The organism is Terrabacter sp. C0L_2, assembly GCF_036352015.1.
In the GTDB taxonomy this organism is placed as follows: domain Bacteria; phylum Actinomycetota; class Actinomycetes; order Actinomycetales; family Dermatophilaceae; genus Terrabacter; species Terrabacter tumescens.
Genome location: NZ_CP143557.1, coordinates 2,978,152 through 3,001,876, shown reverse-complemented (window position 1 = coordinate 3,001,876; position 23,725 = coordinate 2,978,152). Strand labels below are relative to the sequence as shown.

At 73.4% G+C, this 23,725-nt stretch carries 22 protein-coding genes; 6 read left to right on the top strand and 16 right to left on the bottom strand.

Annotated elements, in window-relative coordinates; all coding sequences use genetic code 11:
• Window positions 1–160: 160 nt before the first annotated feature.
• From lgt to U5C87_RS13670, 11 genes are all read right to left on the bottom strand, one after another.
• Window positions 161–1,297 carry a prolipoprotein diacylglyceryl transferase gene (lgt, locus tag U5C87_RS13720; RefSeq protein ID WP_330473107.1) on the bottom strand — a complete coding sequence of 379 codons (1,137 nt, stop codon included), beginning with the start codon at window positions 1,295–1,297 and terminating at the stop codon, window positions 161–163.
• Window positions 1,294–2,094: a tryptophan synthase subunit alpha gene (gene trpA / locus U5C87_RS13715; protein WP_330473106.1), complete on the bottom strand. Its 801-nt coding sequence runs from the start codon at window positions 2,092–2,094 to the stop codon at window positions 1,294–1,296. The genes lgt and trpA overlap by 4 nt, the downstream gene beginning before the upstream one ends.
• Complete coding sequence (trpB, locus tag U5C87_RS13710) at window positions 2,091–3,350, bottom strand: tryptophan synthase subunit beta (protein ID WP_330473105.1); 1,260 nt, start codon at window positions 3,348–3,350, stop codon at window positions 2,091–2,093. Before trpB ends, trpA begins: the two co-directional genes overlap by 4 nt.
• Window positions 3,351–3,352: 2 nt before the next feature.
• Window positions 3,353–4,180: an indole-3-glycerol phosphate synthase TrpC gene (gene trpC, locus U5C87_RS13705; protein ID WP_330473104.1), complete on the bottom strand. Its 828-nt coding sequence runs from the start codon at window positions 4,178–4,180 to the stop codon at window positions 3,353–3,355.
• A 5-nt stretch (window positions 4,181–4,185) separates the two neighbouring features.
• Entirely contained in the window at window positions 4,186–4,455 is a 270-nt protein-coding gene (locus U5C87_RS13700; RefSeq protein WP_330473103.1) for an HGxxPAAW family protein, read from the bottom strand.
• Window positions 4,456–4,513: 58 nt separating this feature from the next.
• Entirely contained in the window at window positions 4,514–5,110 is a 597-nt protein-coding gene (locus tag U5C87_RS13695) for a Trp biosynthesis-associated membrane protein (protein WP_330473102.1), read from the bottom strand.
• Window positions 5,107–6,690, bottom strand: a complete 1,584-nt coding sequence (locus U5C87_RS13690) for an anthranilate synthase component I (RefSeq protein WP_330473101.1) — start codon at window positions 6,688–6,690, stop codon at window positions 5,107–5,109. The genes U5C87_RS13695 and U5C87_RS13690 overlap by 4 nt, the downstream gene beginning before the upstream one ends.
• Before the next feature lie 119 nt (window positions 6,691–6,809).
• The gene (gene hisI / locus U5C87_RS13685) at window positions 6,810–7,208 is read right to left on the bottom strand and encodes a phosphoribosyl-AMP cyclohydrolase (protein WP_330473100.1); all 399 of its coding nucleotides are present in this window, start codon (window positions 7,206–7,208) and stop codon (window positions 6,810–6,812) included.
• A gap of 172 nt (window positions 7,209–7,380) precedes the next feature.
• A complete protein-coding gene (locus tag U5C87_RS13680) occupies window positions 7,381–9,192 on the bottom strand; it encodes an ABC transporter ATP-binding protein (RefSeq protein ID WP_030201971.1) in 1,812 nt (603 codons plus the stop codon).
• Complete coding sequence (locus U5C87_RS13675) at window positions 9,189–11,063, bottom strand: ABC transporter ATP-binding protein (RefSeq protein ID WP_330473099.1); 1,875 nt, start codon at window positions 11,061–11,063, stop codon at window positions 9,189–9,191. Before U5C87_RS13675 ends, U5C87_RS13680 begins: the two co-directional genes overlap by 4 nt.
• A gap of 61 nt (window positions 11,064–11,124) precedes the next feature.
• Window positions 11,125–12,156, bottom strand: a complete 1,032-nt coding sequence (locus tag U5C87_RS13670) for a GNAT family N-acetyltransferase (RefSeq protein WP_330473098.1) — start codon at window positions 12,154–12,156, stop codon at window positions 11,125–11,127.
• 75 nt (window positions 12,157–12,231) lie between these two features.
• Here U5C87_RS13670 and U5C87_RS13665 point away from each other — a divergent pair, with 75 nt between their 5' ends.
• On the top strand, window positions 12,232–12,873 hold the full coding sequence (locus U5C87_RS13665) for a TIGR03085 family metal-binding protein (protein ID WP_330473097.1): 642 nt from the start codon (window positions 12,232–12,234) through the stop codon (window positions 12,871–12,873).
• 55 nt (window positions 12,874–12,928) lie between these two features.
• Here U5C87_RS13665 and hisF read toward each other — a convergent pair whose 3' ends face one another.
• A complete protein-coding gene (hisF, locus tag U5C87_RS13660; protein ID WP_330473096.1) occupies window positions 12,929–13,702 on the bottom strand; it encodes an imidazole glycerol phosphate synthase subunit HisF in 774 nt (257 codons plus the stop codon).
• A gap of 44 nt (window positions 13,703–13,746) precedes the next feature.
• Between hisF and U5C87_RS13655 the strand changes: the two genes are divergently transcribed.
• Window positions 13,747–14,331 carry a uridine kinase family protein gene (locus tag U5C87_RS13655; protein ID WP_330473095.1) on the top strand — a complete coding sequence of 195 codons (585 nt, stop codon included), beginning with the start codon at window positions 13,747–13,749 and terminating at the stop codon, window positions 14,329–14,331.
• Here the strand turns inward: U5C87_RS13655 and U5C87_RS13650 are convergent.
• Entirely contained in the window at window positions 14,328–15,029 is a 702-nt protein-coding gene (locus tag U5C87_RS13650; RefSeq protein ID WP_330473094.1) for a response regulator transcription factor, read from the bottom strand. The genes U5C87_RS13655 and U5C87_RS13650 overlap by 4 nt on opposite strands.
• Window positions 15,026–16,165, bottom strand: a complete 1,140-nt coding sequence (locus U5C87_RS13645) for a sensor histidine kinase (protein WP_330473093.1) — start codon at window positions 16,163–16,165, stop codon at window positions 15,026–15,028. The genes U5C87_RS13650 and U5C87_RS13645 overlap by 4 nt, the downstream gene beginning before the upstream one ends.
• A 162-nt stretch (window positions 16,166–16,327) precedes the next feature.
• Between U5C87_RS13645 and U5C87_RS13640 the strand changes: the two genes are divergently transcribed.
• The 4 genes from U5C87_RS13640 to U5C87_RS13625 all read left to right on the top strand — a co-directional run bounded on the left by U5C87_RS13640 (window position 16,328) and on the right by U5C87_RS13625 (window position 22,680).
• Window positions 16,328–16,822, top strand: coding sequence for a DUF6326 family protein (locus U5C87_RS13640; RefSeq protein ID WP_330473092.1), 495 nt, complete (start codon window positions 16,328–16,330; stop codon window positions 16,820–16,822).
• A gap of 110 nt (window positions 16,823–16,932) precedes the next feature.
• On the top strand, window positions 16,933–18,081 hold the full coding sequence (locus U5C87_RS13635) for an MFS transporter (RefSeq protein WP_330473091.1): 1,149 nt from the start codon (window positions 16,933–16,935) through the stop codon (window positions 18,079–18,081).
• A 173-nt stretch (window positions 18,082–18,254) separates the two neighbouring features.
• The gene (locus U5C87_RS13630; protein ID WP_330473090.1) at window positions 18,255–22,124 is read left to right on the top strand and encodes an IPT/TIG domain-containing protein; all 3,870 of its coding nucleotides are present in this window, start codon (window positions 18,255–18,257) and stop codon (window positions 22,122–22,124) included.
• Between the two features lie 64 nt (window positions 22,125–22,188).
• Complete coding sequence (locus U5C87_RS13625; RefSeq protein ID WP_330473089.1) at window positions 22,189–22,680, top strand: globin domain-containing protein; 492 nt, start codon at window positions 22,189–22,191, stop codon at window positions 22,678–22,680.
• Here the strand turns inward: U5C87_RS13625 and U5C87_RS13620 are convergent.
• Window positions 22,668–23,216, bottom strand: coding sequence for a flavin reductase family protein (locus tag U5C87_RS13620; protein WP_330473088.1), 549 nt, complete (start codon window positions 23,214–23,216; stop codon window positions 22,668–22,670). The genes U5C87_RS13625 and U5C87_RS13620 overlap by 13 nt on opposite strands.
• Window positions 23,213–23,725, bottom strand: coding sequence for a PH domain-containing protein (locus U5C87_RS13615; RefSeq protein WP_330473087.1), 513 nt, complete (start codon window positions 23,723–23,725; stop codon window positions 23,213–23,215). Before U5C87_RS13615 ends, U5C87_RS13620 begins: the two co-directional genes overlap by 4 nt.

The following is a 23,725-nucleotide window of genomic DNA, read 5'->3' as shown; positions in this document are numbered from 1 at the left end:
ACCGGGCCGGCGACATGACTGAGGGCATGTGGACGGCACTGGCCACAGGCGTTGCGACGACGATATCGGAGGGACCGCTCGTCCTACCTGTTGATATGGCGGATTCCGCATCCTGAGACGTCGTGCTCACGTCCCGGCGTCGGGACGGAGCCGGCACGCGTCACGACTGCGTCGGACGCTCCACCTTCGTCGCGCCGGTCGCCGTGGCGTTCGGCCGGTCGGCGGGCGCCTCGGCCGAAGAATCTCCGGCCCCGGGCTCGCTCCCCCCGTCAGGATCAGCCGTGGCCTCGGCCGCGCCGTGAGACTCGTCACCCTCGGCGGCATGGGCGGCCTCGGGGGTCTCTCTGGGCTCGGTGGATTCGGCGCGCTCGGTGGCCTCGGTGGCCTCGGCGCTGTCGGAGTCCTTCGAGTCCTCGGCCGTCGCCGGCAGGGCCGGCTGCTCCATCCGGCCGAAGCGGCGCCACAGGACGACGCCGAGGAGGAAGACGAGGATCGAGACCCACGTGTTGACCCGCTGGCCGAGGATGACGTTCGCGGAGTCCGAGCGCATGTTCTCGATGACGATGCGCCCGACCGGGTAGCCCATGACGTAGGCCGCGAACACCTGGCCCGCCTTGAGCGGACGGCGCCGGCCCAGCCAGACGAGGAAGGCCGCGAGCAGCAGGCACCACAGGGCCTCGTAGAGGAACGTGGGGTGGAAGTAGCCCTTGACGATCGGGTTGCCCGCGGCGTCGACGACGGCCCGGCCGGCCGAGGTGTCCCACTCGTAGATGCGCAGCTTCCACGGCACGTCGGTGGGCGCGCCGTAGATCTCGTTGTTGAACCAGTTGCCGAAGCGACCCATGGCCTGCGCGATCGCGAGGCCCGGCGCCGCGGCGTCGACGAAGTCGCGGAAGGCGACACCGTTCTTGCGGCAGCCGATCCACGCGCCGACGGCGCCGAGCGCGACGGCGCCCCAGATGCCGAGGCCGCCCTCGTAGATGGCGAAGGCCTTCCACGGGTCGCCGTTCTGACCGAAGTACGGCTGGGGCGTGGTGATGAGGTGGTAGATGCGACCGCCGACGATGCCGAACGGCACCGCCCAGGCGGAGATGTCGATGGCGATGCCCTTGCGGTGGCCGCGCGCCTCGAGGCGCTTCTGCGTCAGCCAGACGGCGACGACGATGCCGGCGAGGATGCACATGGCATAGCCGCGGATCGGCAGCGGGCCGAGGTGCCAGACCCCGACGCTCGGCGACGGGATCTCGGCGGGCAGGGCGGCGTGGAGCGCAGCGGGCACAGCGGCCAGGACGCTCACGCGCGGCTCCGGCGGACGCCGTCGGCGAGCTCGCGGGCCAGCGCGCCGAGGGCCTCGAGCCCCTGCTCCTCGGAGTCGGCCTCGGTGAGGCACCGCACGAGGGCGGAGCCGACGATGACACCGTCGGCGTAGCGACCGACCTCGGCGGCCTGGTCGCCGGTGGAGACCCCGAGCCCGACGCAGACGGGCAGGTCGGTGTGCTCGCGGGTGCGCGAGACGAGGGCGTCGGCGGCCTCGCCGACGCTGGCGCGCGCGCCCGTGACGCCCATGACGGCGGTCGCGTAGACGAACCCGCGGCACCGGGCCGTCACGGCGGCCAGGCGCTCGGGCGTCGAGCTCGGCGCGACGAGGAAGACCTTGTCGAGGTCGTGGGCGTCCGCGGCGGCGATCCAGTCGCCGGCCTCGTCGGGGATGAGGTCGGGCGTGATGAGCCCGGCCCCCCCGGCGGCGGCGAGGTCGGCGGCGAACCGCTCCACGCCGTAGCGCAGCACCGGGTTCCAGTAGGTCATGACGAGCGCACCGGCGCCCGCGTCGGACACCTCACGGGCGGCGGTGAAGATGTCGGTGAGGTGCACTCCGCCGGCCAGCGCCCGGACGGCGGCGTCCTGGATGACGGGCCCGTCCATGACAGGGTCGCTGTAGGGGACGCCGATCTCGACGATGTCGACGCCGGAGTCGACGAGGACCTTCATCGCGGTGATCGAGCCCTCGACCGAGGGGAAGCCGACGGGGAGGTAGCCGATGAGGGCCGGACGGCCGTCGGCGCGGCACTTCTCGAAGACGGACTCGACGCTCACTGCTGGACCCCCGTGCCCTTGGCTGCGTCGTCGTCGGGCAGGCGCGTCGCGCCCTCTCCGTCGATGAGGCCGAACCACTCGGCAGCCGTGTGGACGTCCTTGTCGCCGCGCCCCGAGAGGTTGACGAGCAGGACCGCGTCGGGTCCGAGCTCGCGCCCGACCTTGATCGCACCCGCGAGGGCGTGCGCGCTCTCGATGGCGGGCAGGATGCCCTCGGTGCGCGAGAGCAGCGAGAACGCCTCCATGGCCTCCTCGTCGGTGACGGGGCGGTACTCCGCCCGGCCCGACTCGAGCAGGTGGGCGTGCTCGGGGCCGACGCTGGGGTAGTCGAGACCGGCCGAGACGCTGTGCGACTCGACGGTCTGGCCGTCCTCGTCCTGCATGACGTAGGTGAAGGCGCCGTGGAGCACGCCGGGGATGCCGGCCGAGAAGCGTGCGGCGTGCTTGCCGGACTCGACGCCCTCGCCGCCCGCCTCGAAGCCGATGAGCCGGACCGACCGGTCGTCGATGAAGCGGTGGAAGATGCCGATGGCGTTGGAGCCGCCGCCGACGCACGCGAGCACGGCGTCGGGGAGGCGCCCGACGAGGTCGAGCACCTGCTGGCGCGCCTCGACGCCGATGACGCGGTGGAAGTCGCGGACCATCTCGGGGAACGGGTGCGGACCGGTCACGGTGCCGAGGACGTAGTGCGTCGTCGCGACGTTGGCCACCCAGTCGCGGAAGGCCTCGTTGACGGCGTCCTTGAGCGTCTTGCTGCCGTTGTCGACGGGCACCACCGTGGCGCCGAGCAGCCGCATGCGGGCGACGTTGAGCGCCTGGCGCTCGGTGTCCTTGCGGCCCATGTAGACGACGCACTCGAGCCCGAGCAGGGCCGCGGCCGTGGCCGTGGCGACGCCGTGCTGGCCGGCGCCGGTCTCGGCGATGACGCGCGTCTTGCCCATGCGCTTGGTCAGCAGGGCCTGGCCGAGGACGTTGTTGATCTTGTGCGAGCCCGTGTGGTTGAGGTCCTCGCGCTTGAGGATGACCCGCGCGCCGCCGCAGTGCTCGGCGAAGCGCGGCACCTCGGTGATGATGCTGGGGCGGCCCGTGTAGGTGCGCTGCAGGCGCTCGAGCTCGCCGACGAACTCCGGGTCCACGACGGCCTTGCGCCAGACCTCCTCGAGCTGCTCGAGGGCGGGGATGAGGGCCTCGGGGACGTAGCGTCCACCGAAACCGCCGAAGCGGCCGTATGCCGGCACGTTGGATGTCGTGGTCATGCTCACTCTCCTGCCGCGCCGGGGCGGGCCTGGGCCCGGACCGCGGTCGCGGCGTCGATGAAGCCGCGGATCGCGGCCTCGGGGGCACCGTCCCTGACGAGGGCCTCGCCGACAAGGACCGCGCCGGCACCGGCGCGGACGTAGGCGGCCACGTCGGCGGGACCGCCCACCCCGGACTCGGCCACGCCGACGACGCCCTCGGGAATCCGGGGCAGCAGGTCCGTCACGGTGCGGGGGTCGACCTCGAGGGTCTTGAGGTTGCGGGCGTTGACGCCCACGAGGACGGGGTCGAGCGCCAGGGCGCGGTCGAGCTCGGCGGCGTCGTGCACCTCGATGAGCGCCGTCATGCCGAGCTCGCGGGCCTGGTCGTGCAGGTCGCGCAGCGGGACGTCGTCGAGCGCCGCGACGATGAGCAGGATGAGGTCGGCGCCGTGCGCACGGGCCTCGGTCACCTGGTACGGCTCGACCATGAAGTCCTTGCGCAGCAAGGGAGTTCGCACCGCGGCGCGCACCTCGTCGAGGTCGGCGAGGCTGCCTGAGAACCGGCGCTCCTCGGTGAGGACGCTGATGGCGCTCGCACCGCCCGCGGCATACGACCTCGCCAGCAGGCCGGGCTCGGGGATGGCGGCGAGCGCTCCCTTGCTCGGGCTCGAGCGCTTGACCTCGGCGATGACGGCGACGCCCTCGGCGGAGCGGATGCCGGGCATCGGGTCGAGCGCGGGAGCCGCTGCGGCGGCCCGTGCCTCGAGCTCGGTCAGCGGCAGGGCGGCACGACGGCGCCCGAGATCCTCGCGGACGCCGCTGATGATCCCGTCGAGAACCGTCGTCACTGCGCTCAGCTCTTGCCGAGGGTCGGGGCACCCACCTCGTCGGGCGCGTCGACGATCGAGCCGCCCTGGGCGTGGTGGCCGTTGCTGCCGTAGCCGGCCATCGAGAGCAGCTTGCCCGCGACGATGCCCGCGACGATGACGACGGCGCCCACGATGGCGAGCGCGACGCTGGGGATGACGAAGGCGACCGACGCGATGGCCGTGCCGAGCAGGATGATCCCGACCCCGGTCCAGGCGGCGGTGCTGTGACCGTGGTCCTCGTGCTGCTCTTCCATGGCGTCCTCTCTGGTCCGATCGGCTCCACTCGCGTGCGGGCCGACGTCGTTCATTCTGTCAGGTCTCGTCGGGGGCGTCGCGCAGGGTCGGGTCCCGCCCCTCGGACAGCTCGTCCCACGTGGTGCGCACCTCGCCCCGGGGTCCGCTCGCCGGCTTGTCGCCCCGCTCGTAGCGTCCGGACAGCCCGGCCCACGTGCGGCTCGAGACGGCCGTGAGGACGGCGCCGACGGCCAGCAGCGCCGCCACGACGACGGCTGCCCAGACCCACGCGGTGCTCGCCCCGGTCGCCGCGGGGGCGGTCGTGCGGGCGAGCTGCCGCGCGACCGCGTCTGCCACCGTGTCGACCGGTCGCAGGGCCACGAGCAGCGTCATCGCGAGGGCACCGAGCGAGGCCAGCACGATGACCACGGCGGCCACGGCCCGGATGACGCGTCCGCCGGTCATGAGCCCGAGGAGGGCCACGACGCAGACCGCCGTGAGGCCCACGACACCCGGGGCGGCTGCGCCACCGGTGACGTCGGTGACGGCCTGGCTGAGGACGTCGCGCGACTCCCCGCTCGCCCACACCTGCGTGGTGAGGCCGAGCAGCAGGGCCGCCGGGACGAGGACGGCGAGCGCCGCGCGCTTCTTGTCGAGAGTCGTCGCCGAGCTCATGGGCGGTGCGCTCCCAACGGGCGCAGCCCGGCCGCCGCGGCGACGGCGCGCAGGGCTGCCGCCGCCTTGTTGACCGTCTCCTCGAACTCGAGGTGCGGCACCGAGTCGGCGACGATCCCGGCGCCGGCCTGCACGTGGGCGAGCCCGTCCTTGATGAGGGCGGTGCGGATCGCGATGGCCATGTCGAGGTCACCGGCGAAGTCGAGGTAGCCGACGACGCCGCCGTAGAGCCCGCGCCGCAGGCCCTCGTAGGCGTCGATGAGGGCCATGGCCCTCGGCTTCGGTGCGCCGCTCAGCGTGCCGGCGGGGAAGGTCGCGACGAGCGCGTCGTAGGCGCTCTGGTCGTCGCGGAGGTCGCCGACGACGGTCGACTCGATGTGCATGATGTGGCTGTAGCGGCGGATCGACATGAAGTCGACGGTGTCGACGGTGCCGGCCCGGCAGATGCGCTGCAGGTCGTTGCGCGCGAGGTCGACGAGCATGAGGTGCTCGGCGCGCTCCTTGGCGTCACCGAGCAGCTCCTCGGCGAGGTGCGCGTCGTGGTCGGGGCTCTTGCCGCGCGGCCGCGAGCCGGCGATCGGGTGCGTGATGGCCTGGCGCCCGGTGACCTTGATGAGGGCCTCGGGGCTCGAGCCGACGATGTCGTAGGCCGAGCCGTCGGGGTGCGGCAGGCGCAGGAGGTACATGTAGGGGCTGGGGTTGCTGACCCGCAGCGCCCGGTAGACGTCGAGGGCGTCGGCCCGGCACGGCACGGTGAAGCGCTGCGAGACGACGATCTGGAAGGCCTCCCCGGCGCGGATCGCCTCCTTGGCCTCCTCGACCATCTCCTCGAACTCGGGCTGGGTGTGGCTGCTCGTCGGGCGGCTCTCGATCGGCTCGATCGTCGCGACGGTGCTCGGGGCCGGGGCTGCGAGCTCGTCGGTCATCCGGTCGAGCCGGCTGACCGCGTCGGCCCACGCGTCCTCGATGCGCTCGTCGGTGGCGTCGTGGTTGACGGCGTTGGCGATGAGCAGCAGCGAGCCGTCGCTGTGGTCGAAGACGGCGAGGTCGGTGGCGAGCATCATCGCGACCTCGGGCAGGTCGAGCTCGTCGCGCCCGCCGTCGGGCACGCTCTCCCACCGGCGCACGGCGTCGTAGGTGATCGCTCCGACGAGACCGCCCGTCAGGGGCGGCAGCCCGGGCGTGCGCGGGGTGGCCAGGGCCGCGACGGTGTCACGGACCGCCTGCGTCGGGTCACCCTCCGTGGGCAGGCCGACCGGCGGCTCGCCGATCCAGTGGACGCGGCCGTCCTTCTCGGTCAGCGTCGCAGCGCTGCGGGCGCCGACGATCGAGTAGCGCGACCACACTCCCCCGTGCTCCGCGGACTCGAGCAGGAAGGTGCCGGGCGCGTCCTTGGCGAGCTTGCGGTAGACGCCGACGGGCGTCTCGGCGTCGGCCAGCACGCGGCGTACGACCGGGATGACGCGGCGGTGCTCGAGGGCGAGCTCGGTGAAGACCTCGAGGCTCGGCCACGTGCGGCCCCACGCGAGGTCGGCGTGCGGCGCGGACGCGGGGGCGAGCGAGGTGTTCGAGTCGGGCACCGAGCCATTCTGGCCCACGCGCTCGTGTGCCGTGTCCCCGCCTCACCCGTCGAGAGGCCACGAACGGTCCCTCCCCACCCGTCGAGAGGCCACGCACGGCCCCGCGTCGACCGCCGAGGTCAGGGGGCGGTGGTGGGTTCGCCGACGGTGGCGGGCAGGACCCGGGCGTCGAAGCAGGTGCGGTCGCCGGTGTGGCAGGCCGCGCCGACCTGGTCGACGCTGACGAGCAGGGCGTCGCCGTCGCAGTCGAGGCGCACGCCCTTGACCCACTGCGAGTGCCCGCTCGTGTCGCCCTTGCGCCAGTACTCCTGGCGGCTGCGCGACCAGAAGGTGACCCGTCCCTCGGTCAGGGTGCGGCGCAGGGCCTCGTCGTCCATCCAGCCGACCATGAGCACGTCACCGGTGTCGTGCTGCTGCACGACCGCGGCGACGAGTCCCTGCGCGTCGCGCTTGAGCAGCGCGGCGATCTGCGGGTCGAGCGTCGCGGGGTCGGGTGTCTGGTCGGTGCTGTCGGTCACCGGGACATTCTGCCCGGACCGCGACCGTGGGTCACACCGCGACCGAACCGCCACCCGGCCACCCCTCTCGCACCCACCACCTCGTCGGACGCAGCGTTCGGTCGCGAGCTCACTGCTCTAGCACCGCGTTCGGCACCGAACGCGGCGTTCGGTGCCGAAGATGGGGGGCGGGTCAGACCGCCTGCTGCTGGGCCACCCACGAGTCGTGCAGCCGGGAGTAGACGCCGCCGAGGCGGACGAGCTCGCTGTGGTGGCCCCGCTCCACGATGCGGCCGGCGTCGACGACGATGACCTCGTCGGCGGCCTGGGCCGTCGAGAGCCGGTGCGCGATGGCGATCGACGTGCGACCCCGGGTCAGCGAGTCGAGGGCGCGCTGCAGGCGCACCTCGGTGCTCGGGTCGACGGCGGACGTCGCCTCGTCGAGGACGAGCAGGTCGGGGTCGGCCAGGTAGGCGCGGGCCAGGGCCACGAGCTGCCGCTCCCCCGCGGACAGCGACTCGCCGCGCTGGCCGACATCGGTCCCCAGGCCCAGGGGCAGCGTCGACACCCAGGCGTCGAGGCCGAGCTCGGTGAGGGTGAGCCGGACGTCGTCCTCGCTCGCCTCGGGCCGACCGAACCGGATGTTCTCGAGCAGCGTGCCGTCGAAGAGGAAGCCCTCCTGCGGCACGAGCACGACGCGGGACCGCAACGAGGAGAAGCGGATCGTGCGCAGGTCGACGCCGTCGAGCAGCACCTGGCCGCTGCTCGAGTCCATGAGCCGGGTGAGCAGCTTGGCCAGCGTGGACTTGCCGGAGCCGGTCTCGCCGACGATGGCCACGCGGCTGCGCGGCGCGATGGTGAGGTCGATGTCGTGGAGCACGGGCGCGCCACCGGGGTAGGCGAAGCCGACCTCGTTGAACTGCACCGTGATCGGCCCGCGCGGCAGCGTCACGCCGGACTCGCCCGGGTCGGAGACGTCGGCGGGGGTGTCGATGATGCCGATGACGCGGCGCCAGCCGGCCACGGCGTTCTGCATCTCGTTGAGGATCTCGGTGGCCTGCTGCACGGGCTGCGTGAAGAGGTTGACGAGGAAGAGGAAGGCCAGCAGCTCGCCGAGCGTGAGGCTCCCCCTGGCCGCGAGGACCGTGCCGACGACGAGGACGACCGCGGTCGTCAGGCCGGAGACGAGCTGGCCGGACGTGAACGCGACGACCGAGCGCGCCTGGGCGCCGATGGCGGCCTTCCGGTGAGCCTCGACGGCAGCGTCGATGCGCTCTGCCGTGCGGTCCTCGACGCCGTAGGCGCGGATCGCCTGGGCACCGACGACGGCCTCGGAGATGGCGCCGAGCATGTCGCCGACGCGCTCGCGCACCCGGGTGTAGGCGCGGCCGACGATGCCCTGGAACTTGCGGATGATGACGAACAGCGGCACGAAGCACAGCCACACGACGAGCCCGAGCAGCGGGCTGTAGATCACCATGAGCACGGTTGCGAGCGAGATCTGCGCGATGTTGATCATCAGCATGAGGCCGCCGAACTGCACGAACATCGAGATCGTGTCGACGTCGGAGGTCACGCGCGAGACGAGCGAACCACGCCGCTCGGTGTTCTGGGTCAGCATCGCGAGGTCGTGGATGTGACGGAACGCCTTGAGCCGCAACGTCGCCAGGCCGTTCTCCGACGTGCGGAAGAGCCGGACGTTGACGAGATAGGCCGAGAAGGCGGTGACGACCACACCGACGAGCGCGATGCCGATGTAGACGGCCACCACCCGGGTGTCGGGTCCGGACGCGGCGAGGATGCCATCGTCGGTGATGCGCTGGACGACGAAGGGCACGAGCACCCGACCGAGCGTCGACAGCACGGCGAGCAGCACCGTGACCCAGATGCCCTTGCGCAGCTCGGGCGAGAGCTCGACGCCGCGACGCAGGGTCTGCCACGTCGTCATCTCCTTGCCCGTCGCCACCCCGTGGTGCTCGACGAGGACCTGGGACCGCATGCTCATCGGGAGACCTCCTCGGCCGCGTCGGTGCCGTGCCCCTCGCCGAGCTGCTCGCCGAGCTCCTCGTCGGCCGCGATGGCCTCTCGCTCGGCGGCCTCGCGGGCGTATGCCGTGACGAGCCGCTCGTAGCCGACGCACCGTCCCAGCAGCTGGGCGTGGGAGCCGTGGTCGATGACGCGACCGCCCTCGAGGTAGACGACCTCGTCGGCGAGCAGGATGGTGGCCATCCGGTAGGCGACGACGAGGACGGTCGTGCCGCTGCTCGCCTCGCGCAGCCGGCCGAGGATCGCCTGCTCGACGCTGGGGTCGACCGCCGAGGTGGCGTCGTCGAGGATGAGCAGCTGCGGCTCACGGATCACCGCACGTGCCAGCGCGATTCGTTGCCGTTGACCACCGGAGAGGCTCGCTCCGCGCTCGCCGACGTGGGTGTCGAGGCCGTCGGGCAGCTTCTCGACGAACCCGGTGCCCTGGGCGACGTCGAGGGCGCGCCACACGCTGGCGTCGTCGTGCTCGAGTCCGAGGGTGATGTTGCCGCGCACGCTGTCGTCGAACATGAAGGTCTGCTGGGCGACCAGGGCCGCGACGTCGCTGACGCCGCCGCGGCGCACCTCGCGCAGGTCGATGTCGTCGACGAGGACGGCTCCGCTGTCGGGGTCGACGAGGCGCATGACGAGGTTGGTCAGGGTCGACTTGCCGCTGCCGGTGGGCCCGACGACGGCCACGGTCGCACCGGGCGCCACGTCGAGGGTGACGTCGACGACCGCCGGGTTGCGGTCCACCTCGCCGGGCTCCGACTCGATCTCGTAGGCGTACGCGAGTCGCTCGGCCTGCAGGTGGCTGGCGTGGCCGGTCGGCAGCGAGCGCTCGCCGTAGGTCATGCTGCCCGTCGCGTCGAGCACGGCCGACACGCGGTTCCAGCCGACGACGGCGCGCGGCAGCTCGGCCAGCACCCAGCCGAGCGCCCGCACCGGGAAGGCGAGGATCGAGAAGAGGTAGGCGATCTGCACGACCTCGGCCGCGGACAGCAGCCCGTTGCTGACGCGCAGCGTCCCGACGAAGAGGACGGCGAGCGTGCCGACCGTTGGGATGGCCTCGATGGCGGGGTCGAAGCGGCCGCGGGTGCGCCCGACCTCGATGTTGGCGTCGCGCAGCTCGTGCGTCACGGCGCGGAAGCGCTCGGCCTCGTGGTCCTCACGACCGAGCGACTTGACGATGAGGGCCGCCTCGAAGCTCTCGTGGGCCACCTCGGAGACGTCGGCCCGCAGCTGCTGGGCCCGGGTGACGCGCGGGGACATCGCGCGCTGGAAGGCGACGTTGGCGAGGAAGAGCATCGGGAAGACGGTGAGCCCGACGAGCGCGAGCCACGGGTCGACGACGACCATCTGGACGATGCCGAAGACGAGCATGACGACGACGCCGAGCGCCATCGGCAGCGGGGCGAAGATGTTCCACGTCGCCTCGACGTCGGCGTTCGCGTTGGAGAGCAGCTGTCCCGACGGGTGGCGGTGGTGCCAGCTGAGCGGGAGGCGGAGGTACTGCCGCGTGACCTGGCGCCGGTACATCGCGCCGAGGTTGTACATCGCGACGCCGCCCGCGATGCGGCGGCCGATGACACCGACGGTCGTCGTCAGCACGACGGCCGCCATGACCCCGCCGATGAACCACAGCTGGGAGGCCGTGACGTGGCGGGCGGCGATGGCCGGCGAGACCGCCTCGCGGACGACGTAGCCGATCGCGGCGGCCGTCAGGCTCGTCATGACGCCGTAGACGACGCTGCCGAGCACGGCGAGGGAGAACCAGCGCGGCTGGCCCTTGATGCCCCGGCCGATGACGGCGAGACCCTCCCGCAGGGTCGAGGTGGTCGGGACGTTCACGGTGTGCTGCTCCCCTGCTGGCGTGCGTGCTGGTGCCGTCTCCGGACGACTCCCCAGCCTCTCACGTCTCCGAGACCGCGCCGCGGACCGACCCCCGCGCCCAGAGCCATTCCGCGCCGGAGTCGGCTTCAGCCTCCGCGACCCGGCGGAAGCCCAACCGCGCCAGGACCCGGTGGCTCGGGACGTTCTCGGGCTCCGTGTGGGCCACGACCGTCAGCCCGGACGCCTCGAGGGAGCGCACCATCGCGGAGAGCACGTCCGTCATGAGGCCGCCACCCAGGGCGGACTCCACCAGGCCGTAGCCGACCTCGACGACGCCGTCCTCCGGCGGCCCGAAGCAGCCGATCGACCCGACCGCGAGCCCGTCGCTCCGGCGGACGACGTGGCGTGGCGACCACGCGTCCGGACCAGAGGTCATCGTCGCGACGGCGTCGAGGTCGTCCTCGCGGGGGTAGCCCTCGGCCCAGTCGGCCCGGCGCACCCCGGCGCGCATCGCCGCGGCCTCCTCGGGCGTGATGGGGACGAGCCGGGCCGCGCGGGTCTCGATGGGTCCGGCGCCGATCGGCCGGGCGGGCGCGCCGGTGCGCACCCAGTGCCGCAGCACCCCGTCGCGCTCGTCCTCGACGACGCCACCGGCGGACGCGATGGTGCGCGCCGACCCGACGTTGTCGACGTCGCACGTCACGAGCACCGGGTCGATGCCGCGGACCGCGGCCAGCGCGAGGGCGAGACGGAGCGCCTCGCGGGCGACGCCCTGCCGTCGCGCACCCGGCGACACGGCATACCCGATGTGGCCGCCCTCGGCGACGAGCGAGGGCGTCAGGGCGTGGCGCACGGCGATGGTGCCGACGACCCGCCCGTCACGCACGATCCACCGGTTCGACGACGGCACCCTGCCCTCGGGCAGGGCCTCGTCCGGCCGCTCCATCCGCCCGAGCCAGTCGACCCACTCCTCGAAGACCTCCGGGCCGCGCAGGGCGTCGCGGTCGCTCGGACGGTAGCTCGACCCGTGGATGGTCTCGTCGCCGAACTCGTCCACCATCGCCCACCACGAGTCGGACAGGTCGGTGGTGGGGCGCACGAGCTCGATCACCGTCCGACCCTAGGGACCGCCAGCCCTGGTGGGCCACCGAATTCGAACGGGCGGCCGTCCTGAGAGGATGAGGCCATGACGCGCCACGCCCAGTCCGAACGCCTGCTGCTCTGCGACGAGCTCGACCGGCTCGGGCCCGACCGGCCGACCCTGTGCGAGGGCTGGGACACCCGCGACCTCGCGGCGCACCTCGTCATCCGGGAGGGACGCCCGGACCTCGCCGTCGGCACGATCCTGCCGTTCCTCCACGCACGCCTCGAGCGTGAGCAGCACCGCATGGCGCAGGGCGACTACAGCGCCCTCGTCGGGCGGGTCCGTCAGGGCGCCCCCGCGTGGAACCCGATGTCGCACCCCAAGGTCGACGAGCTGACCAACCTCGTCGAGTACTTCGTGCACCACGAGGACGTGCGCCGGGCGCAGGCCGACTGGGAGCCCCGCGACCTGCCCGCGGCGCTCCAGGGCAAGCTGTGGTCGGCGCTCAAGCGTTCCGCCCGCCTGATGTTCCGCAAGTCCGCGACCGGCATCGTCCTCATCGGCGAGGGCCAGGGCAGGTATGCCGCGAAGCTGCCCGACCAGCACGGCACCGTCATCCTGCGCGGGGCGCCGGCCGAGCTCGTGCTCTACGCCTACGGCCGCAAGGACGTGGCCCGGGTCGAGCTCGAGGGCGACGCCGACGACATCGCCGCGCTGCAGCAGGCCGAGCTCGGCATCAGCTGAGACGCGCGGCCGCTGAGCTCGGACGCGCCCCGCTGAGCTCGGATGTGGCCCCGTCTCAGCGGACGGTGACCCCGGCCGCGCGCAGCGCGTCCTTGACCTCGCCGACGGTGAGCTCGCGGAAGTGGAAGACGCTCGCGGCGAGCACGGCGTCGGCGCCGGCCTCGACCGCCGGGGCGAAGTGCTCGACCCGTCCGGCGCCACCGCTCGCGATGACGGGCACCGACACCGCGGCGCGGACCCGTCGGATCAGCTCGAGGTCGAAGCCGTCCTTGGTGCCGTCGGCGTCCATCGAGTTGAGCAGGATCTCACCGGCGCCGAGCTCGGCGGCCCGCGCGCACCACTCGACGGCGTCGAGGTCGACCGGCGTGCGCCCGCCGTGCGTCGTCATGACGAAGTCGTCGGTCGGCCTCCCGTCGTCGCCGAGACGACGGCGGACGTCGGCGGACAGGACGAGCACCTGGGCGCCGAATCGGCTCGCGATCTCGGCGATGAGCTCGGGCCGGGCGATGGCTGCGGTGTTGACGCCGACCTTGTCGGCACCGGCACGCAGCAGCCGGTCGACGTCGTCGACGGAGCGCACGCCGCCCCCGACGGTGAGCGGGATGAAGACCTGCTCGGCGGTGCGGCGCACGACGTCGTAGGTCGTCTCCCGGTCGCCGCTGCTCGCGGTGACGTCGAGGAAGGTCAGCTCGTCGACGCCCTGCTCGTCGTAGAGCTTGGCGAGCTCGACCGGGTCACCCGCGTCGCGGAGGTTCTCGAAGTTGACGCCCTTGACGACCCGACCCGCGTCGACGTCCAGGCAGGCGATGACTCTCGTGGCGACCGGCATACGACAAATCTAGGCCAGCGGCCGGTATGGGTAGGGTCGCGCCCATGTGGGACGAGGTGACGCGGCCGCCGCGCGAGGAGCACGTGGACGCCGTCGTGGCGCTGGCGCTCGCTGCCCCCGTGCGATGCGGCGACGTCGTCGTCATCGCCCTCGACGGCCCGAGCGGCGCCGGCAAGACGACGCTGGCCCGCGGGGTCGAGCTCGCCCTCGAGCCGCAAGGCCCCGTCGCGGTCGTCCACATGGACCACCTCTACCCCGGCTGGGACGGGCTCCCGCAGGCACCGGCGCTGCTCACGGAGGAGGTGCTCGAGCCGCTGGCGCGCGGCGAGCGGGCGGCCTACCGGATCTGGAGCTGGGTGCGCGACGAGTGGGCCGGCACGCGCGAGGTGCCCGACTGCCGCTTCCTCGTGGTCGAGGGGTGCGGTTCCAGCGTGGGACCGGCGAGGGCGTATGCCGCCCTGTCCGTCTTCGTCGACGCCGACGTCGCGCTCCGGCGGCGGCGCGGCATCGAGCGCGACGGCGAGGCCTACCGCCCGCAGTGGCAGCGGTGGGCCGACCAGGAGACGGCACTCTTCACCGCCGACGCCACCCGTCGACGGGCAGACCTGGTCCTGGACACGTCGCCCTAGGGGTGCGCCGACGACGGGCCGCCCGCAGTGGTCCCCGGCTGCTGGTCGGCACGCACCCGTCCGGTGCCGTGGGCCCACATCGCGAGCTCGACGCGGTTGCGGGCTCCGAGCTTGGTCATCAGCGAGGCGACGTGGGTCTTGACCGTGCTCAGGCCGACGAACAGCTCGGTGGCGATCTCGGCGTTGGTGCGGCCCCGCGCCACGAGCACGAGCACCTCTTCCTCGCGTTCGGTGAGCGGGTCGACGGGCTGGGCCGGAACGACCGGCGTCCGGTCGGCGAGGGTCGCCAGCAGCCGACGCGTGACGTTGGGGGCGATCAGCGCGTCCCCGTCGGCGGCCGCGTGCACGGCCTGCACGAGGAGCGCCGGCCCGGCGTCCTTGAGCAGGAAGCCGCGAGCGCCGGCGCGCAGCGCGCCGAGGACGTGCTCGTCGAGGTCGAACGTGGTGATCACGACGACCGCCATCGGGTCCGCGACGTCCGGTCCGGCCAGGCGCCGCGTCACCTCGACACCGTCGAGCCCGGGCATCCGGATGTCCACGAGGAGGACGTCGGGGCGCAGCCTCGTCGCCAGGTCGAGAGCCGAGAGGCCGTCTGCCGCCTCTCCCACGACCTCGAGGTCGGGCTGCGCGTCGAGGATCATCACCAGGCCGGTCCGGACCAGGTCCTGGTCATCGGCCACGACGACACGGATGCTCATGCGGGCACCTCCGCCGGCAGCACGGCCTCGACCAACCAGCCACCGCCCGGCGCCGGCCCTGCGGTGAGCGACCCCCCGAGGAGCTGGGCGCGTTCGGCCATGCCCAGCAGGCCGAACCCGGGCTGCGGCGCCGGACCCGGCTCGGCTCGTCCGTCGTCGCTGACCCGCAGCCTCACGTCCTCACCCTCCCGACGCACCTCGATCCGGACGCGAGTCGCCTTCCGTGCGTGCCGCACGGCGTTGGTCATCGCCTCCTGCGCGAGCCGGTAGAGCGCGGCGTCCACGGGTCGGGCCAAGCGGGTCAACGAGCCCTGCAGCGAGACCTCGACCGTGGGCGTCGCGTCGGAGCGGGCCAGGGACGGCAGGTCCGTGACACCTCGCTGCGGTGCGTGGCCGACGGCGTCCTCGTCACGCAGCACCCGCACCATGGACCTCATCTCAGCCAGGGTCCGCGACGCCTCGGACTCGATCGCGGCCAGCACCTCGGCAGCCTTCTCGGGCTGGCTGTCGACCACCACCCCGCCGGCCTGCGCCTGCACCGCGATGGCCGAGACGTGGTGGGCGACGGTGTCGTGCAGCTCGCGGGCCAGTCCCACCCGCTCCTCGTTGCGGATCTCGCGCTGCTGGCGGTGCCAGAGATCTGCGCGGTAGCGGAACACTGCCGCGAGGGCGATGACCAGCAGGAGGAGGGCGCTCCCGCCGAGGACGTCGACGGCGCCCGTGGAGGAGGCGTACATCCCCAGCGCGACGACGACCGCCACGAAGGCGGTCCCCACCACCATCTCCCGGCCCGAGCCCCACCGCACCAGGGCGTGGAGCAGGACCAGCACGGCGGTCATGGAGTAGACGTCGAGGTCCCCGGGGTGCGCAGCCAGCTGGAGGCCCGAGAGCAGCCCGGCCACGCCCCAGCCGACCACTGCGGCGTGCAGGGGACGCTGGCGCCGCCAGAGCAGGGCGGGGACCAGCGCCAGGGCGAGCACCACGACCAACGGTCGCCACGCCAGCCCGGGCCGGACGACTCCCTCCACCAGGGAGGCGACCGCGAACGCCCCCGCCAGCAACCAGTCGAGACGACCGACGGGAGGGGCGTGCCCAGGCCGCGGCTCGTGCCAGACGGAGCGCCGGAGCGTGACCACGGCCCCAGCCTAGGGTCCCGCGCGGCTCGGCGGACCAGCCGAAAGGACGAGGCACAGACCGTGCTTTCGGCCGGGTGAGCCCCGGCCTCCGGACGGAGGCGCACCCCCGACGGGACCGGCGATCGTGGACTCACCCATCCCCCAGCGACAACGGAGCCCGCCATGAGCACACGTCGACCCCTCACCCCCGACGCACTGGACGACCGTCCGATTCCGGTGCAGGCCAACCTCGCCGCAGCGTGGACGAGCTTCATGTTCCTCTACGCCTACGTGGACATCCTCGGCTTCTACACGCCGGGCGCCATCAAGGACATCCTCGACGGCAAGGCCTACGAGTTCGACCTCTCCCAGACCTTCTCGACCACGGTGCTGGCCGTCCTGGCCGTCCCGATCTTCATGGTCGTGCTGTCGATGACGCTGCCCGCCCGGCTGAACCGCACGACGAACCTCGTCGTGGCCGCACTGCTCGTCCCCTTCACCGTCTTCAACGTCGCCGGCGGCTTCTACCTGCTCTTCTACGGCCTCGGCGTGGTGCTGGAGCTCGTCCTCCTCGCGTTGATCCTGCGGTACGCCTGGACCTGGCCCCGCTGCGCACCGTCGGCGACCACGGCGACAGGCTCCGACCGCGCAGCGGTTCGCGCCCGCCCGCACGCATGAGCCCGCTCGGCGCTCACGGCACCCCGGGACGTGCCCTCGCCGGGCCGTCATAGTCTCTGACGGTGCGCCCATCTCGACGAGCCCTCCGTCCGCTCCCCCCGGTGTGGGTCATGGCGGTCGCGCTCGTCGCGGTCGCCGCCAACCTGCGGATCGCCATCACGAGCGTCCCGCCGCTGCTCGACGCGATCTCCGGCGACCTCGGCTTGAGCCACGCCGCCGCGGGCGCGCTCACGACCCTGCCCGTCCTCTGCATGGGCGTCTTCGCCCCCGTGGCGAGCCGGATCGCGCACCACACCGGCGCCGCCGCCGCGGTGCTCCTCGCCGTCATCAGCATCCTGGCCGGGACGCTGAGCCGCTTCGCGGGCGGGCACGTCGTCGTGCTCTATGCCGGGACCTTCCTCTGCGGGGTCGGGATCGCCGTCGCCGGCACCCTGCTCCCCCGCCTCGTCAAGACCTACTTCCCTCCCGAGCGAACCGGTCTCGTCACGGGCCTCTACATGCTGGCGATGATGGGCGGAGCCGCGGCGAGCTCGGCGATCGCGGTGCCCCTCGCCGACCGGCTCGGCAGCTGGCAGGCCTCGCTCGGGTCGTGGTCGGTCGTCGCGCTCGTCGGCGCCATCGCCTGGGCGCCGTTCACGGTGCGGGCCAACCCGCACCACACGCCCGGCGAGGAGGGACCGGGCCGCCTCCCGTGGCGCCATCCCACCGCCTGGCTCGTCGCCGGCTACCTCGCCCTGCAGTCCTGGTGCTTCTACTCCGCCGTCACGTGGCTCGCCCCGACCTACGTCGAGCACGGCTGGTCGCGGGCGTCGGCCGGCTACCTCGCGGCGGCCTTCAGCGGCGCGCAGATCGTCTCGGGGCTGCTCGGGCCCGTCCTCAGCGACCGCACCCACGACATGCGCCGGCTGCTGCTGCCCGCGGCGGCGCTCGGCGTCGCCGGCTCCGTCGGGATCTGGCTCGCGCCGCTCGCGGCGCCGTGGGTGTGGGCCGTCGTCACCGGGCTCGGCCAGGGCGCGGCCTTCTCGCTCGCCCTCGTCCTGCTCGTCCGCTACACCCGGACGCCCGAGGCCAGCGGACGCCTCACCGGCATGGCCTTCCTCATCTCCTATGGCATCGCCTCGATCGGCCCACTGGCCATGGGACTCGTCCGCGACGTCACCGGAGGCCTGTCGGTCGTGTGGCTGGTGCTCGCCGCGATCGGGCTCCTCCAGGGCCTCGTCGTGCTGCGGCTGCGGCCCGACCTGCGCCGGGTCGACTGAAGGGCGACGGCCGAAGGACGACGACGGGGAGCTCGACCGAGAGGACCTGTCACCGCTACATCTGGGGCTCGTGGGACCTGTGGTGCAGCCCAATTAGGGCCAAACCGCGTACAAGGGGCGAAATGCCTGTGCAGAATGCTCGCCGGACGTGCTGACTGCAAGGAGACCGACGGATGCTGCCCGGACCCACCCCGAGACCCAGCCCTGAAGGCCACACCCCCCGCGCCCGCTCCGGCGCACCCGGCCGGCTCGTCTCCGTGCTCGTCGCCGTCGGTCTCGTCGCCGGGCTCCCGGGCCTCGTCGGTGCCGCTCCGGCGTCCGCAGCCGCCCCCGCCTTCGCCCCGACACTGGCCGCGGCCACGACCGCTCCCGGCCCTGTGAGCCTCTCCGTCGTCGCCGGTCCGACCCGTGGCGGCACGACCGTGGACCTGTCCGGGTCCGGCGTCGGCGCCACGACGCGTGTCCTCTTCGGCACGACTGCGGTCACCCGCGTGACCCGGGTCTCGAGCACCCGGGTGCGGGTCGTCACCCCTGCTCACCCGGCCGGGCTCGCCTCCGTCCGCGTCACCACGCCCGCCGGCACGTCGCCGGTGTCGTCCCGCACCACCTTCGCGTTCGAGGCCGTGCCGACCGTGTCGGCGCTGTCGAGCCGCACCTCGACGACCCGCGGCGGCACGGTCGTCACCATCACCGGCACGGGCCTGCTGCGCGCGAGCGCGGTCCGTTTCGGCACCGCCGCGGGCACCGGGCTGACCCACCTGTCCGCCACCCAGGTCCGGGTCTCGGCCCCGGCGCACGCCGCCGGCACGGTCGACGTCAGGGTCACGACGCCCGGTGGCACGTCCGCCGTCACCGCGGCAGACCGCTTCACCTACACGTCCGCTCCGGTGGCCCCGGCGCCCACGGTGACCGGCCTGTCGGTGACCGCGGGACCGACGCGCGGCGGGACCATCGTCGACGTGTCGGGGACCGGGTTCACCGGGGCGACCGCCGCGACCTTCGGCGGGACGGCCGCCCGGCTCACCGTCCTGTCGAGCACGCGGGTGCGCGTCGTCTCGCCGGCCCGGCCGGCCGGCGTCGTCCAGGTCCAGGTCCGCACGCCGGGCGGCACGTCGCGCACGTCCGCGGCGAGCGCGTACGCCTACGACGCCGTCCCGACCCTGACCGGGCTCTCCCCCACCTCGGGCCCGACGGCCGGCGGCGGCACCGTCACGCTGACGGGTACCGGCCTCACCCGCGCGACGTCGGTGCAGTTCGGGTCGACGACGTCCACCAGGGTCGTCGTCGTGTCGGCCACGACGCTGCGCGTCACGAGCCCCGCCCGGCCCGTCGGCACCGTCGACGTGCGCGTCACGACGCCCGGCGGCTCCTCGGCCACGACGACCCGGGCTCGCTACACCTACCAAGCGCCTCCTGCCGTGACGGCGCTGTCGGCGACCGCCGGGCCGCTGCGCGGCGGCACCACGGTCACCGTCACCGGCCTCCGGCTCACGGGCGCGACCCGGGTGAGCTTCGGGGGGACCGCCGCTCCGTTCACCGTGCTGTCGCCCACGACGATCCGCGCCACGAGCCCCGCCCACGCGGCCGGCCTCGTGGGCGTCACCGTCACCACCCCCTACGGCACGTCCCCCGCGGCAACGGCGGCGACCTTCGCCTACGACGCGGTGCCCGTCGTCACGTCCGTGTCACCGCAGACCGGACCGCCTGCGGGCGGCACCGTCGTGACCATCACCGGCACCGGGCTCACGAGGGCCGGCGCCGTCCGCTTCGGCACCACGCCCGCGACGAACCTCGTGAGGGTGTCGGACACGACGGTGCGGGTCACGACGCCCGCGCACGCGTCGGGACCGGTCGACGTCCAGCTCACCAGCCCCGGCGGCACGTCCGCCACGGGCATCGGGGCCCGCTACACCTACGGCTGGCCGCCCGTCGTCACCTCGCTCTCCGTCGACGCCGGCCCCCTCAAGGGCGGCACCGTCGTGACGATCTCGGGCACGCACCTGGGCGATGCCACCTCGGTGCAGTTCGGCTCCGCCGCGGGCACCGGGCTGGTGCGGATCTCGGACACGAGCCTCCGCGTCACGTCACCCGCGCACGTCGAGGGCGCCGTGGCCGTGCGAGTGGTCAACGTCAACGGGACGAGCCCCGTCACCCCGGCCCGCGTCTTCACCTACGTCGGCGTCCCGGCCGTCTCGGCCCTGTCGACCCCTGCCGGCCCGCTGAAGGGCGGCGTCGTGGTCGTCCTCACCGGCACCCGCCTCGGGCTCGCCAGCCGGGTCGACTTCGGCGGCGTGCCCGGCACCGCGCTCGTCCGCCTCTCCGACACCCGGCTCCAGGTCACGGCACCTGCGCGACCGGTCGGTCCGGTGGACGTACGCGTCACCACACCGGGCGGCCAGTCCCCCGTCGTCGCGGCGGCACGGTTCACCTACCAGGCGTTGCCGACCGTCTCGTCGGTGTCGCCCGCGCTCGCCCCCACCAAGGGAGGCACCGTCGTGACCCTGACCGGGGCGGCCTACGACCGCGTCTCGTCCGTGACCTTCGGCGGCGTGGCGGCGACGTCGGTGACCCGCCTGTCGGCGACGCAGCTGCGGGTCACCCTGCCGGCCCACGCCGAGGGCGACGTCGACGTGCGCGTCACGACACCCGGAGGCACCGCGGTCGTCGCCCCGGGCGCCCGCTTCTCCTACCAGAACCCCCCGGTGGTCTCCTCGGTCACGCCCGCGGCTGGCCCACTCGGCGTCAGCACCGTCGTCACCCTGAGCGGCACGTCGTTCACCGATGTGGGCGCTGTCCAGTTCGGCGACGTCGCGGCCACGTCGTGGACGCGCGTCTCGGCCACCTCGCTGACCGCCGTCGTCCCGGCACGCACGGCGACCGGCCTCGTCCCGGTCCGCGTCACGACCCGGGCGGGCACCGTCCTGCGCGCCGACGGCTTCACCTACGTCGCGGGCGCCACCCTCGGGACCGGTCAGACGCTCTCCGCGGGCACGGCGCTGCGGTCCCCGTCGGGCGCCTACGTCGCGACGATGCAGGCCGACGGCAACCTCGTCATCACGACCTCCGGCGGCACCCGTCGGTGGACGAGCGCCACGAGCGGCCCCGGCAACCGCCTCCAGGTGCGGGCCGACGGCAACGTCGTCATGCTGCGCACCAACGGCACCGTCGCATGGTCGAGCGGCACCAACGGCTGGACCGGCGCGTCGCTCACGCTGACCGACGCCGGCCTGCTCCAGGCCCGGCAGGGGACGACGGCGGTCTGGGACCACCGCGGCGTCCGCTACGACCGGATGCTGCCGGGACAGGTGCTGCGCCCCGGTGAGTCGATCATGGCCACGAACGGCGCGTGGAGCCTGCTCATGCGCACCGACGGCAACCTCGTGCTCAACTCGTCCAAGGGTGTCCGCCGGTGGGCGGCGTTCACGGCCGGCAGCGGCAACACGGCCTCGATGCAGACCGACGGCAACTTCGTCGTCCGCAACAGCCGTGGCGTGACGCAGTGGTCGACGAAGACGAGCGGCGCCGGGTCGGTCATCCGCGTGCTCGGCACCGCGAACGTCGCCGTCTACCGCGGCAGCACCGTCACGTGGGCGATCACCGGAGGTCCGGCACCGGCGGCCTGGAAGTGCTACTCGCGCGCCACCCAGGACTGCATCCAGCGGTTCGGCTACTACGGCCAGCGGGCCTGGAACTACCCCGTCGACCCGTGGGGCAACAACTGCACCAACTTCTCGGCCTACCGGCTCTCGCGCGACGGCGTGAAGAACCCGGGCAACCTCGGCAACGCGACGAACTGGGACACCAACGCTCGCGCCAAGGGTTTCGCCGTCGACCAGAGACCGCGTGTCGGCGACATCGCCCAGTGGAACTCCAACCACGTCGCCTACGTGGACTGGGTCAGCTCCGACGGCAACACGGTCGCGATCTCGGAGAGCGGCTACGGCGGAACGGTGCTCGGGGCCACGTACACCTCGATGAGCGGCCGCCGCATCATCGAGCGCGGCAGCTACTCCTGGCCGTCGAACTTCATCCACTTCCGCTGACACAGTCCCCGCCACCCGGGTGGCGGGGCTTGTCGCGGCAGCCACCGGGTGGGAGCCTGCGACGGTGGACCGGACGATCTACGACGCCGTCGGGGGCATGCCCGCACTCGTCTCCCTCGCCCACGCGTGGCACGAGCGCTGCCTCGCCGACCCGGTCGTGTCGCACGCGTTCTCGCACGGCTACCACCCCGACCACTCGGCGCGGCTCGCCGCCTACTGGGCCGAGGCGCTCGGCGGACCGCGGGGCTACACCGCGTCGGTGGCGAGCGAGACCGAGGTCGTGCGCCTGCACTCCGGCAACGGCGAGCACCGGGAGATGGACGAGCGCGCGGTCGGCTGCTTCGCTGCAGCGCTGGACGACACGGGCCTGTCGGCCGACGACGGCGTACGCGACGTGCTCGTCGCGTACTTCACCTGGGCCACCGCCTACCTGGCCTCCTACCACCGGTCGGCGGGCGAGGTGCCCGACGGCCTCACCGTGCCCGAGTGGTCGTGGGACGGGCTGGTCGCGGGCACCGACTCGCGGCGTACCGCTGGAGGGGCTCAGCCCCAGTAGTCGTCCATGGCCCCGGCGGCCCCGTCGGTCTCGTCGGACACCGACGACGTGCGCCGCTCGGTCACGGTCAGGCGGCCCCGGTAGAAGAGCATCGGGCGACCGGACTCGCCGTCCTCGAGGTCGAGCACGCGTCCGACGACGACGTCGTGGTCGCCTGCGACGTGGACCTGCTCGACCGAGCAGTGCACGCGCATGAGCACGCCCGGCAGGCTCGGCCCGCCGTGCTCCGACGGGGACCAGTCGAGACCCTCGAATCGCGCGCCGTCGGCCGAGCCGAACCGCGCGATGAGGTCGCGCTGGTCGTGACCGAGCACGTTGACGGTGAAGCGTCCGTGGTCGCGCATCCGCGGCCACGAGCGACCCCGGTGGTCGGCGCAGAAGAGCACGAGCGGCGGGTGCAGCGACACCGACGCGAAGGACTGGCAGGCGAACCCGACCGGGGCGGCGCCCGCGGCGAAGCCGGTCACGATGGTGACACCCGTCGCGAAGTGGCCGAGCGCGTGCCGCATGCGCTCCGGGGTCGGGGCGCCGGTCACGACGGGTCCGCCGGCCGCTCGGGCTCGCGGGCCTCACCGAAGGCCTGGACGAGGGCGGCCAGCCGGGAGGCCTCCCGGCCCGCCACGGGGCCGTCGGCCTTCTGGATCGCCATGACGGCGACCGTGTCGCCGTCCTCGAGGTCGAGGGTCACCCACGGCTCACCGCCACCGAACTGGATGCCGACGACCTCGGGCCAGGTCAGCGTGCGGGTCAGCACGAGGTTGCGCACGACGAGTCCCGTCCGGCTCGGCACGGCCACGATCGAGGCGTAGCGCCAGGCGATGAGGGCGACGGCCACCCCGAGGCCGAAGAACATCAGACGGTCGCCGAGTCCCCAGCGGCCGTCGACCTGGCTCGGCATGACGACGGCGATGACCCCGAAGACGACGAGCGAGGTCCACACCACCCCGAGCGCGACCGTGCGGCCGCGGCGGGGCCGGAACGGCGCCCACGCGTCCGAGCCGGGAGTGGGCTCGGGCACCGGCTGCCCCTCGGGCTGGGCGCTCAT

Coding starts and splice junctions, on each gene's coding strand:
- trpB (WP_330473105.1), bottom strand. CDS start 3,350: ATGACCACGACATCCAACGTGCCGGCATACGGCCGCTTCGGCGGTTTC.
- U5C87_RS13635 (WP_330473091.1), top strand. CDS start 16,933: ATGGCGGTCGCGCTCGTCGCGGTCGCCGCCAACCTGCGGATCGCCATC.
- U5C87_RS13655 (WP_330473095.1), top strand. CDS start 13,747: ATGTGGGACGAGGTGACGCGGCCGCCGCGCGAGGAGCACGTGGACGCC.
- hisF (WP_330473096.1), bottom strand. CDS start 13,702: ATGCCGGTCGCCACGAGAGTCATCGCCTGCCTGGACGTCGACGCGGGT.
- U5C87_RS13630 (WP_330473090.1), top strand. CDS start 18,255: ATGCTGCCCGGACCCACCCCGAGACCCAGCCCTGAAGGCCACACCCCC.
- U5C87_RS13665 (WP_330473097.1), top strand. CDS start 12,232: ATGACGCGCCACGCCCAGTCCGAACGCCTGCTGCTCTGCGACGAGCTC.
- U5C87_RS13695 (WP_330473102.1), bottom strand. CDS start 5,110: ATGAGCTCGGCGACGACTCTCGACAAGAAGCGCGCGGCGCTCGCCGTC.
- U5C87_RS13615 (WP_330473087.1), bottom strand. CDS start 23,725: ATGAGCGCCCAGCCCGAGGGGCAGCCGGTGCCCGAGCCCACTCCCGGC.
- U5C87_RS13650 (WP_330473094.1), bottom strand. CDS start 15,029: ATGAGCATCCGTGTCGTCGTGGCCGATGACCAGGACCTGGTCCGGACC.
- U5C87_RS13680 (WP_030201971.1), bottom strand. CDS start 9,192: ATGAGCATGCGGTCCCAGGTCCTCGTCGAGCACCACGGGGTGGCGACG.
- U5C87_RS13700 (WP_330473103.1), bottom strand. CDS start 4,455: ATGGAAGAGCAGCACGAGGACCACGGTCACAGCACCGCCGCCTGGACC.
- U5C87_RS13640 (WP_330473092.1), top strand. CDS start 16,328: ATGAGCACACGTCGACCCCTCACCCCCGACGCACTGGACGACCGTCCG.